The organism is Methylosinus sp. LW4, assembly GCF_000379125.1.
Lineage (GTDB): Bacteria > Pseudomonadota > Alphaproteobacteria > Rhizobiales > Beijerinckiaceae > Methylosinus.
In genome coordinates this window covers 1,317,003-1,327,942 of the sequence record NZ_KB900626.1, presented here as the reverse complement: position 1 = coordinate 1,327,942, position 10,940 = coordinate 1,317,003, and the positions used below count along the sequence as shown (strand labels likewise).

7 protein-coding genes are annotated in these 10,940 nt (G+C 63.0%); 2 read left to right on the top strand and 5 right to left on the bottom strand.

Features of this window, described 5'->3' with window-relative positions; genetic code table 11:
* Position 1: 1 nt before the first annotated feature.
* From METLW4_RS0106715 to tyrS, 3 genes are all read right to left on the bottom strand, one after another.
* Positions 2-244 carry a hypothetical protein gene (locus METLW4_RS0106715; RefSeq protein WP_043331746.1) on the bottom strand — a complete coding sequence of 81 codons (243 nt, stop codon included), beginning with the start codon at positions 242-244 and terminating at the stop codon, positions 2-4.
* 32 nt (positions 245-276) lie between these two features.
* On the bottom strand, positions 277-2,586 hold the full coding sequence (locus METLW4_RS0106710; protein ID WP_245258420.1) for a TonB-dependent receptor: 2,310 nt from the start codon (positions 2,584-2,586) through the stop codon (positions 277-279).
* 756 nt (positions 2,587-3,342) lie between these two features.
* Entirely contained in the window at positions 3,343-4,602 is a 1,260-nt protein-coding gene (gene tyrS / locus METLW4_RS0106705; protein WP_018265434.1) for a tyrosine--tRNA ligase, read from the bottom strand.
* A 303-nt stretch (positions 4,603-4,905) separates the two neighbouring features.
* Here tyrS and METLW4_RS0106700 point away from each other — a divergent pair, with 303 nt between their 5' ends.
* Complete coding sequence (locus METLW4_RS0106700) at positions 4,906-7,392, top strand: TonB-dependent receptor (protein ID WP_018265433.1); 2,487 nt, start codon at positions 4,906-4,908, stop codon at positions 7,390-7,392.
* A gap of 104 nt (positions 7,393-7,496) precedes the next feature.
* A complete protein-coding gene (locus tag METLW4_RS24175; protein ID WP_157234944.1) occupies positions 7,497-8,867 on the top strand; it encodes a lipase-like domain-containing protein in 1,371 nt (456 codons plus the stop codon).
* On the opposite strand, the gene METLW4_RS0106690 is transcribed toward METLW4_RS24175, so the two are convergent.
* Together METLW4_RS0106690 and proB are read right to left on the bottom strand one after the other, a co-directional pair.
* Positions 8,807-9,595, bottom strand: a complete 789-nt coding sequence (locus METLW4_RS0106690) for a DUF2076 domain-containing protein (protein WP_026191314.1) — start codon at positions 9,593-9,595, stop codon at positions 8,807-8,809. The genes METLW4_RS24175 and METLW4_RS0106690 overlap by 61 nt on opposite strands.
* A gap of 129 nt (positions 9,596-9,724) precedes the next feature.
* On the bottom strand, positions 9,725-10,864 hold the full coding sequence (gene proB / locus METLW4_RS0106685) for a glutamate 5-kinase (protein ID WP_018265430.1): 1,140 nt from the start codon (positions 10,862-10,864) through the stop codon (positions 9,725-9,727).
* Positions 10,865-10,940 lie beyond the last annotated feature (76 nt).

The window sequence follows — 10,940 nt, the reverse complement described above, 5'->3', positions numbered from 1 at the left end:
CTCAGTGGTGATGGCCGCCGCCGCCGCCGCCCGACACCGCGCCGTCTGATTCATCGTCCGACGGCAGCTGGCCGACGCGCTTCAGAAACGCAGCATGCTGCTCGGGCGTATGGTTGGCGTGGATGCCGCCGAGCTTCTTGTAGTCCTCATTGGCGGCGACGGCGGGCTTCGGCGAACTCGTCGAATTGCAGGCGGCGAGCATGAGCGCGCCGCCGATAGCGACGATAGAGAGTGACGCCTTCATCGTTTCTTTTCTCCAGTAATGATTTCATAGCCTCAAAATGTGATCGACGAGGTGACGCCGAATGTGCGCGGCCCTTGCGTCGAAATTCCGACGGTCGTCGGCGCCGAGGAGGTGCCGGGCGACCAGCTCGACCAGGGCCGATTGTTGAAGAGATTCTTCGACCAGAGGGTGAGGCTGTATTTGCGATCGTCGGTGCGCAGTCCAACGCCGGCGTCGAGCATCACATAGGCGGGCTGCCAATATTGGACCAGCGAGAAGGGGTTCGTATATTGCGCCTTGTTGAACCAGGACGCATTCGAATAGACGAAGCCCGTCACTGGCTGATTGCTCCACTCGCCGAGGTCGGCGAGCGCATTGCCGAGCCTCTGCTCGTAATTGAATCCGCCATTGACCTGCCACCAGGGCATGCCGGTGATCCGCGTGCCATTCATCGGAATGGTCGCCGGACCGCCGGTGATGCCCCAATCCGCGGGCGCCGGTCCGTCCTTATAATCGATATAGCGAGCCTCGGTGTATGCGCCCGACGCGTTCAGCGTCAGCCCTTCGAAGGGAATCCAGCGCTCCACGAATTCGACGCCGCGCAGGCGCACATGTGGCGCGTTGCCGAGATAAGAGACATTGGCCGTGACGCCGGCGCTGCTCGTCTGCACCTTGGTCTGGGTGATCTGGAAGTCGTAGAGATCGTTCCAATAGAGGTTGACGTTGGAGATCAGCGCGCCGTCGAACCAATTGGTCTTCGCGCCGATCTCATAGTCCCATGAGGTCTCGGGCCGGGCGAAGGCGGTCTTGAAGCTTTGCGCGACGCCGCCGATATAGGTCGGCGTGTTTTGCGTGTTCACCGATTGCGGCTTGTCGCCGCGTCCGACCAGGCCGTAGATTAGGACATTCTCATTGAGCTGATATTGCGGGTTGAAGACCGCCACGACGCCATTGTGATATTTCGTCTCGCCGCCGGAATCCGCCCAACCATAGCCGCCGCCGGCGATGATGGCGGCGTTCTGCTGCCAGACGGTGTAGGGCACGCCGTAATAGAAGTTCGGCCGAAATTTGTTCGCGCTATAGCGGATCTCATAGCTGTCGCGCAGGCCGAAGGTGAGGGCGAGCTTCTCGTCGAAGTGATAGGTTCCCTGGCCATAGGCGGCGAAGGAAATGTCGCCGGTCTTATTGAGCCACCACGGCGTCAGATCGGGCAGAGCGGCGGGGTTGTTGAGCCATTTCGCCGTGTCGACGCCATATTGGTAATGGTGCATGCGGTCTTCGCCATACTCCAGATAGCCGTAGAGACCGGTCGTCCATTCGAATTCCTGGTCCTTGGGCGAGGACAGCCGCAGCTCCTGCGAGGTCTGCATGAGATAGGTGTCCATGCTGCCCGAGCCGAGACCGAGCTGCAGCAGCTGATTGTCCGAATATCCCAAATTGCGGAACGAGCCATAGCCGATCGCGGAAATCGCGGTCAGCATATTGTCGCCGATCTGATAGTTGAACTCGTTCGACAGCATGAAGACATGCGTCGGGTCGCGGCCACTGCGCGCGAGATAGGGCGTGTTGGGATCGACCGTCCAAATCGGCTTGCCGAGCTTCTTGATGACATTCTGGAAGAAGGTCGTCGACGGACGTGTTCCATCGACATAGACGAGGCTGGTGTCGCCGATCGTGCCGGTGAGATAGTCATTGTGCTCGTTGGACGCGTTGTAGATGAAGCTGAAGCGGTCGCTCCATCCATCGCCGACGCCCAGAAGCTGGAGGTGCAATCCGAGGCGATTGGTGTCCTGATAGGTCGAGCCCGTGGACGGATCCTTGATCCAGCCGTCGCCGCGGTCGAGATAGCCGGCGAAGCGATAGGCGAGGGAGTCTTCGATCAGCGTGCCGGTCGTGTTGATCGTCTGCTTGAAGTGATTGTAGTTGCCGAAGGTGGATTTCACCGTCGTCTTCGGCTCGAAGGACGGCGCCTGCGTATGCAGGATGATCGAGCCGACATTCGTGTTCTTGCCGCCGGCCGTGCCGGTCGGGCCGAGAGCGAGCTCCACCGAGCTCAAATCGATGAGATCGCCCCATTGGAAGCCGGCGAAGCTCCAATAGACGTTATCGACGATATATCCGGTGTCCGACGGCGATCCGGTGCCGCCGCCCGCCGCGACGCCGACGCCTCTGATCGCATTGCGGGACTGTCTCGGCGTCGAAATGTTCGGACGATAGCCCGGCACGCGGCGCGAAATATCGGTGACGGAATCGATCTGCTGATCCTCGAGGGTGCGCTGCGTCACCACATTTCCCGCCCGCGGGGTCTTGGTCAGCACCTGCTCCAGCAGCTTCTCGCCGACGGCCTCCGTGCCGCCGGTCACCTGCACATCCTGAATCTGTGCGGAGACAGCTCCCTCACTCTGCGTCGCCGCCGATGGCGCGGGCGCCGGAGTCTGAGCGAGCGCCGCGCCGCCCGAAGCGCCCGCCGAAAGTCCTATCAGGATGGACGCAACCGACACGCTCGAAGACAGACGCCAATTCGAATTACCTTCCCCGATCCAGACCATTCGACCTATCCCTCACCGTTCGACCCGTGATGGTCCCCCCGGACCATGCCGCCTCGCGCCGCCGCCCCCTCAGGCGATCTGCGCGCTGCACGTACGAAGTCTCGCTTAGTGTAGGGAAAAGATACAGTATGTCTACCGATTTAATATATTTTAGCGTCGCGACCCGACCTTCTTTCGCCTCGTATCATGTTGAATAGTAGCAATTTATGAGATGGAGCGGAAAGCGCCCGCGCGCCGCATCGGGATTTTCCTCGCAGATAGAACCTAAAAAGTAGGAATTATGGTTCGCCTTTGCCCTGATCGGAGAGACTCTCGTCTCAGCTCCGCACCGGCAGGATGCGCCGCTTTTCGAGGAGCGGTGGCGTCGACGCAATCAGGCTCGCCGAATGTCGCCGGAGCGTCGGCTGCGAGAAAAGCGGAGCGAGTGTTCGACGGCGAGACGGTCAGCTGCGACAATGGAAGGAAGTGGACCAAGCAATAAGCGGCTCGGGCGCGCGGCGATCTCGTCGCGGCGACAGCAAGCCGTCGCTAGGCGCGCGTCGGCGCTTCACATCGAGTGCGGTCGGCTTCTTACGCGCGCTCCAGCAGCACATGCTTCTTCTTGCCGAGCGACAGCTTGGCGACGCCTTCGACGAAATCCGTCTCGCCGAGCACGGCCTTCTCGTCGCTCACCACGGCGTCGTTTACGCGCAGTCCGCCGGCCTTGATCTGCCGCCGCGCCTCGCCCGTGGAGGCCACGAGACCGGCTTTCACAAAGGCGGTGAGCACGCCAATGCCCGCCGCCACCTCGCTCGCCGCGACAGCGACCTTGGGCAGGGAGAGCGCGAGCGCGCCTTCCTCGAAAGTGCGGCGCGCGGTCTCGGCGGCGAGCTCGGCCGCCTCCCGCCCGTGCAGAAGCGCGGTCGCCTCGGTGGCGAGAATCTTCTTCGCCTCGTTGATCTCGGCCCCGCCGAGCGCAGCGAGCTTCTCGATCTCGTCCAGTGGCAGGAAGGTGAACAGCTTCAGGAAGCGGACGACGTCCGCATCCTCGGTGTTGCGCCAATATTGCCAATAATCGTAAGGCGCGAGCATCGACTCGTCGAGCCAGATCGCGCCGGCCGCCGTCTTGCCCATCTTGGCGCCGGAGGAGGTGGTGAGCAGCGGCGCGGTCAGCGCATAGAGCTGATGCGTCCCGAGCCGACGGCCGAGATCGACGCCCATGACGATATTGCCCCATTGATCGGAGCCGCCCATCTGCAGGCTCGCGCCATAGCGCTTGGCGATCTCGGCGAAATCATAGGACTGCAGACACATATAGTTGAACTCGATGAAGGACAGCTCCTGCTCGCGATCGAGCCGCAGCTTCACCGAATCCATCGACAGCATGCGATTGACCGAGAAATGACGGCCGACATCGCGCAGAAAGTCGATGTAATTGAGCTTGGTCAGCCATTCGGCGTTGTCGAGCAGAATAGCGTCGGTCTTGCCGTCGCCGAAGCGGAGAAATTTCGCGAAGGTCTTTTGGATCGCCGCCTTATTGGAGTCGATCGTCTCTATGGAGAGAAGCTTGCGGCTCTCGTCCTTGCCGGAAGGGTCGCCGACGCGCGTGGTGCCGCCGCCGACCAGCGGCAGCGGCTTGCCGCCCGTGCGCTGGAGCCAGGACAGCAGCATGATCGACAGAAGATTGCCGATATGCAGCGAAGCCGCCGTGCAGTCGAAGCCGACATAGGCGGTGAGCTCGCCGGAGCGCGCCTTTTCATCCAGCCCCTCGAAATCGGAGCACTGATGCACGAAGCCGCGCGCGATGAGCGTCGCGAGGAATTCTGATTTGGGGCGGAATGCGTCGGACATGGGGGCAGGGTGTTACGGGGAAAGGGGGCGGGGCGCAAGATAGAGCGTCGCGAGCCCGCAGCCGAGGCGTCGATCTCGCCGAGACAGCCCTTTGCGCGCCGAGCATGGCATAATTCATATTATATCTGTGTGATTTTTGACGCCATTCGTGGCGGTCGTCCGCCGGCGCGTAATGACGGAGCGTATAGTTTCCATACAAATCTCGCGCTTCCCTCGGTTCGTCGCGCCGCGCCCAGGCTGTTGCATATATTTATAAAATCTATCATATTAATATTATTAAAGGGCGGGAATGACGAAATGCGAATGATCGGCGCCACCAGACATCTACGGAATTGGCTTTGTTCCTCGGCGTCGCCTGCGCCGCTGCTGCTCGGGCCTCTGCTCGCTTTCATGGCTCCTTCCGGCGCGTTCTCGCAGGACGCGCAGATCGAGGATGTGCGGGTCGGCGGCCCGGCGCAGGAGGGGCTGTCGCGGCAGGAGGAGCGCGTCCTGCTGAAGGCGCCGCGCTCGGCGGCGATCATCAATGGAACGCGCGCGACGGAGGAGCATCTCGATCGCCTCTCCGATTTCTCGCAGCTGGCTCCGAATTACCGTCCCAATATCGCCAATCCCCAGACGGGAACGCCGGCCCTGCGCGGCGTCGGCGTCGGCGCCGGAACCGGAAATGGCGCGGAGTCGGAGACGGGATTCATCGTCGACAATGTGTTTTTCAAGAATGTCGGCTTCCAATGGGCCGATTTCGTCGAGCTCGAATCCTTCGAGGTCGGCCTCGGCCCGCAAGGAACGGCGGGCGGCAAGAACACGACTGTCGGCAACATCATCATTCGCACGCAATTGCCGTCCTTCGAGCGCAAGGCCACTCTGGAGACGTCTTTCGCCAATTACAGCCATGTCGTCGAGAAGCTGAATGTCACCGGCCCGATCATCGACGACAAGCTCGCCTATCGCTTGACCGCCTATTTCGACAAGGGCGATGGCTGGATCAACGACAAGGTGACGGGCGCCGGCTATCTCAACAACGACCGCTGGGGAATTCGCGGGCAGCTCTATTATGTCGGCGACGACATCACCGATCGCGTGATCTTCAGCTATGGAACCTCGCACGAATATATCGGCGCGAACCACCATACGGGCGTGATCGGCGATTCCGTTCCGATCTATGCGAATGGCACGGTCGGCGCGACATTCGCCCAAAATCTGTGGAACCGGCTCCACCTCGTCATGACGACGGTCGATCCTTATTCGCCAGAGTTCACGCACAGCGCCGCCTTCAGCCAGCAGACGATAAGCGCCTCCAATGAGCTGAACTGGCGGATCGGCGACAATACGCTCACATCCGTCTCGGCTTGGGCCTTCTATGTCGATCACCCCAATTACACCTATAACAACGAGAATGAAGAGCTGGAGCTGACGAGCGGATTCAGCGATCCGCATGTCACGCAATATTCGCAGGAGCTGCGCCTCGCCTCGCCGAAGGAGCAGACGCTGGAATGGCAATTCGGCCTCTTCGCCTTCTATGAGCGCATCTGGTCGTTCAGCCGCACGGATTTCGGCAGCAACGCCGCGCGATGGTTCGGCACGACGACGACCGATCCGCAATTGCTCAATCGCGTCGAGCAGCACACGGACGGAGCCTCGCGCGACTTTCAGGCGGCCGCCTACACGCAGGAGACTCTTCATATCGACGATCGCCTCGCGCTGACTTTCGGTCTGCGCGACAGCTATGAGATCAAGGAGGGCTCGGTCTTCGCTTGGGAGAAATATTGGAACACCGCCTACACGATCGCTCAGACCGATACGGCGGTGCGCGGCGGGGGCGGCGGCGGATATTACGACACCGGCGGCCAGACGCGCACGCGCAACATGCTGACCGGCGTTTTCAATCCGTCCTATAAGGTCGACGACAATATTCTGCTGTTCGGCCTGATCGGCCGCGGCGAGAAGGCGTCGCAGGTCAATGTCTCGGCGAGATCGGTGTGGTCCGGGACGAATTTTCTCGGCTGGCAGCCGCTCTTCACCAAGCCGGAGCAGAATTGGGATTACGAGATCGGCGTCAAGAGCAATTGGCTCGACGAAAAGCTCATCGCCAATTTCAATTTCTATTGGACCGACATCTTCAATTTTCAGTCCAATATGGTCGATACGAGCTTCGTCGCGTCCAATGGCCAGCCGCTTCGCCAGACCTATCTCGGCAATGTCCCGCATGTGCGGCTGAGAGGCTTCGAGTTCACGGGGCGGTGGAGCCCGGTCGAGCGTCTCTGGCTGCGCTTCAACGGCGCTTACACAGAAGCGCGCTACATTGATTTCGCTAAAGCCGCGCCTCCGTCAGATTGGGTGTGGCCGACGCCGAGTTCCGCGCCCGCGGGCTTCCTCGCCGCGCCTCTCACTCTATCGCGATCGAACACGCGCTGGGAGCTGCTGCCGAAATGGGCGGTGAATGTCGGCGCCAATTACGAACATCCGCTCGGCGCGATCTTCAAGGATTTCGGCGGCTTCGATCAGCCCGTCACCGCCTTCGGCTATTTCAATCTGGCTTGGCAGGATCGGATGCAGATGACCGATCCGCATTCCATCATTCAATATTGGCAGCCGGCCTATTCGCTCATCAACGTCGGCCTCGGCCTGCGCACCGACGACGGCCGCTACAGCTTCCAGCTCTGGAGCAAGAACATCACCGATCAGAGATGGATCAAGACTTGGACCGCAGGCACGCCGACGGCGCCGGCCACCATGCAGATACAGGATTTCCCGAGGACCTTCGGCGGGACGCTGCTGGTCAAGCTCGAGTGAGCGGAGTCATCGGCGGTCGCTCGCCTCCGCCGCCGCGCCGGGGGCCTGACGCGGAACGCGCTCTCTGCTAGCTTGCGCGTCATCGCGAGAGGCGAATGCGGCCGATGAAGTCGAGCAATGTTGTTTTTGTCCATGGTCTCATGGGATGGGGGCCGAATGATCTCGGTGGGCTTCCCTATTGGGGCGACGCTCCGGCGCAATTTTCGCCGCGCTTTCGCGCTCATCTCGCCAAATGCGGTCCGCTCAACTCTGTTCATGATTGCGCCTGCGAGCTTTTCGCGCAGATCGTCGGCGCGCGCATCGACTATGGCGAGAGTCACAGCGCACTGGCCGGCCACGCCCGCTTCTCCCGCGATTATTCCGGGCGCGGCTTCGTCGGGAACTGGTCGGCCGAAAATCCCGTAATTCTGATCGGCCACAGCGCCGGAGCTCAAACCTGCCGAATGCTGCAAAATCTTCTGGCGCAGGATTTTTGGGGCGTCGGCTCGAATGCGGAATGGGTGGAGGCGATCGTCGGCGTCGCCGGCGCGCTCAATGGCTCGACTCTCGCCTATCGATATTGCGACGAAGAGCACGGCAAGCTGAAAATGTTGCCGAGCGCGTTGGTCGCCGGTGCGCTCTCTGTCGTATCGGCTTTGTCCCGCTTAGGGGCGTCGCGCCTCTATGATCTGCATCTCGATCATTGGGCGCGAGAGGAGCAGGCCGGCGAGGCGTTCCTGCGGCGGCTGGACGCAACCTATTTCATAGAGAGCGGCGATAATCTCGGGTTCGACGTCACGCTGCACGGCGCCGCGCGCCTCAATCAGTCGATGGAGACTTTCGCGAACTGTCTCTATTTATCGCTGGTCTCGAGCGCGACGCGCGAGGGACGCTTCTTGAACCTGCCGTTTCTGCGCGCCAGGCATCGCCCCGTTCGTTCCATGGAGCTGACGATGCGCGACACGGCCGCCCACATTGCAACTCGACCTGAATTTTCCGTGGCTCCGACGCCCGATTGGGGAAGCGGCGATCTGACGATGGATCTCTGGCGCGAGAACGATGGCGTGGTGAACACGATCTCGCAGCGCTATCCTTTCATTGGCCGCGCTCATCCGGTCGGCGGCGAGGGAATTTTCGGTTTCGAGGATCGTCTCGAGCCGGGAAAATGGCGCTACCACCGCCTCGACGAAATGTTCGGCATGGCTTTCGACCATAATGACGCGACGCATGGCGCGTGCATGAAGCCACTCGAAAAGGGCCGGCGGGAGGTTCAGCGAGAGCTGTACCGAAGGCTCGCGAATGTTCTGGAAACATTCGATACGCGCCGCGACCAGATCGGACGGACGTCGCTGATTGGTTCGAGTCTAGCGGCTCGAAAAAGTGGCGGCGCGCAGACAAGCGCGCCGCTCTTTAGTTCCGTGTCTCAGCGGGCCGATCACACGTCGAAGCCGCCATCCCCGCCACCGTCATCGAAGCCGCCGGCGTCCGTGTCGTAATCGGCGCTCTGCACATCGGAACTGCCGGGGTCGGGGCCGTCATAGCCGGCGTCGGGGTAGGGCTGGCTGTAGCCGCCCTGATCGCCGTAATAATTATTGATGATGGTCTCGCCGCCGCCGGCATGCTCATAGCCCGAGCCTATGCCGAGATTGCTCCCCGCTCCGCCGGCGCCGCCATGGAACAGGCCGCGGATCGAATCGGCGAGCAGCACGCCGCCGGCGACGCCCGCCGCCGTGCCCAGCGCGCCCTTCAGAAAGCCGCCGCCGGGGGCCGCAGCCGCCTGCTGAGGCGGATAGGCCTGCGGAGCGTAGCCGGGAGGCGGGGGCGGCGCATAGGCGGGGCCGCCGGCCGGGGCCGCGCCCCAGGGACCGCCTTGCTGCTGCGGATAGCCGGGCTGCTGGCCATAGCCCGGAGGCGGGGCCGGACGCGGCGGGGGCGGAGCCTGGCGCTGAGCGCCGCCGAACAGACCGCCCAAAAATCCGCTGGACTGCTGCGGACGGCTCTCGAGGTCGCGCACGCGGCCTTCTAGCTCCTGCAGACGTTGATTGGCCGCCTGCAGCGCCTGATCCTGCACCAGAACGGTCTGCGCCAGCAGATAGGGCGCGCCCGGCTGCGACTTCAGCTGCTCGGCGATGAAACTCTCCGCCTCCTGATCGCGCTGAGCGCCGGCGGCGCTGCGCGTACGCTCGAACAAACCGGCGAGCAGTTGGCGTTCTTCGGGTGACATAGGTCTCTCCCAGTTGGAACCAGCCCTCTTCGCGGGCGTGGCGCCCGTGATATGGGAGCGCGATTTCGCTCTGCCAAGGCCTGCCGCTACGTTCCCGCCCATGTTTTACCGGGCTGCGAACGCCCCGAGTCAGTCGCCGGCGAGCGCCATGTCGTCGCGGTGGATGATCTCGTCCGGGCCTTTGAAGCCGAGCAGCCCCTCTATGTCGCGGGACGAGCGGCCGATGATGCGGGCCGCGTCCAATGCGTCATAAGTCACGAGGCCGCGGCCGATTTCGCCGCCCGAAGGATTGCGGATCACGACGCAATCGCCGCGCGCGAAGCCGCCTTCCAGCGCGGTGACGCCGGCCGGCAGCAGGCTCTTGCCGGAGAAGAGCGCGCGCGCCGCGCCCTCGTCCACATGCACGACGCCCTTGGGCTCGAGCGAGCCGGCGATCCATTTTTTTCGCGCCGTCACCGGAGACGAAGGGGTCAAGAACCAGCTGCAAGGCCCGCCCGCGGCGATGCGCGAGAGCGGCGCCTCCACGCGGCCGTCGGCGATGACCATATGGGCGCCGCCCGTGGTCGCGATCTTGGCCGCCTCGATCTTGGTGCGCATTCCGCCGCGGGAGAATTGCGAGGCGGCGCCGCCGGCCATCGCCTCCACCTCGGCCGTGACCCGCGGCACCACCTCGAGCAGCTTCGCATTTGGATCGCTCGCCGGCGGCGCAGTGTAGAGCCCGTCCACATCGGAGAGCAGCACCAGAAGATCGGCGCTCGCCATCGTCGCGACGCGCGCGGCGAGGCGATCATTGTCGCCGTAGCGAATCTCGGAGGTCGCGACCGTGTCGTTCTCATTGATGACCGGCACGGCGCGCAGCGCCAGCAGCCGGGTCAGGCATTCGCGGGCGTAGAGATAGCGGCGGCGCTCCTCCGTATCGCCGAAGGTGACGAGAATCTGCCCGGCGGTTATGCCGAGATCGCCCAAAGTCTCCGCCCAGATGCGGGCGAGGGCGATCTGCCCGACAGCCGCCGACGCCTGGCTGTCTTCCAGCGGCAGCGCGCCGGAGGGCAGGCCGAGCACGCTGCGTCCCAGCGCCACGGCGCCCGAGGAGACGACGAGAACATCGGCGCCGCGACGGTGCAGAGCGGCGATGTCCGCGGCGAGCCGCGCGAGCCACTCGCGCTTCACCTTCGCCTCGCGCGGATCGACGAGCAGCGAGGAGCCGACCTTGACGACGATGCGGCGGAAGGAATCGAGGGAGGGACGTTTCACGGGCGATCGGCTCATTCGAGATGCGGGACGGCGGGACTTATAGCCCGTCTGCGCGGAAAGCCCACCCCGCGCCGCACGGCGAGAAGAAACG

Excerpts from the sequence above, each read along its gene's own strand:
- METLW4_RS0106700 (WP_018265433.1), top strand. The coding sequence starts at position 4,906 with ATGATCGGCGCCACCAGACATCTACGGAATTGGCTTTGTTCCTCGGCG.
- proB (WP_018265430.1), bottom strand. The coding sequence starts at position 10,864 with ATGAGCCGATCGCCCGTGAAACGTCCCTCCCTCGATTCCTTCCGCCGC.
- METLW4_RS24175 (WP_157234944.1), top strand. The coding sequence starts at position 7,497 with ATGAAGTCGAGCAATGTTGTTTTTGTCCATGGTCTCATGGGATGGGGG.
- METLW4_RS0106690 (WP_026191314.1), bottom strand. The coding sequence starts at position 9,595 with ATGTCACCCGAAGAACGCCAACTGCTCGCCGGTTTGTTCGAGCGTACG.
- tyrS (WP_018265434.1), bottom strand. The coding sequence starts at position 4,602 with ATGTCCGACGCATTCCGCCCCAAATCAGAATTCCTCGCGACGCTCATC.
- METLW4_RS0106715 (WP_043331746.1), bottom strand. The coding sequence starts at position 244 with ATGAAGGCGTCACTCTCTATCGTCGCTATCGGCGGCGCGCTCATGCTC.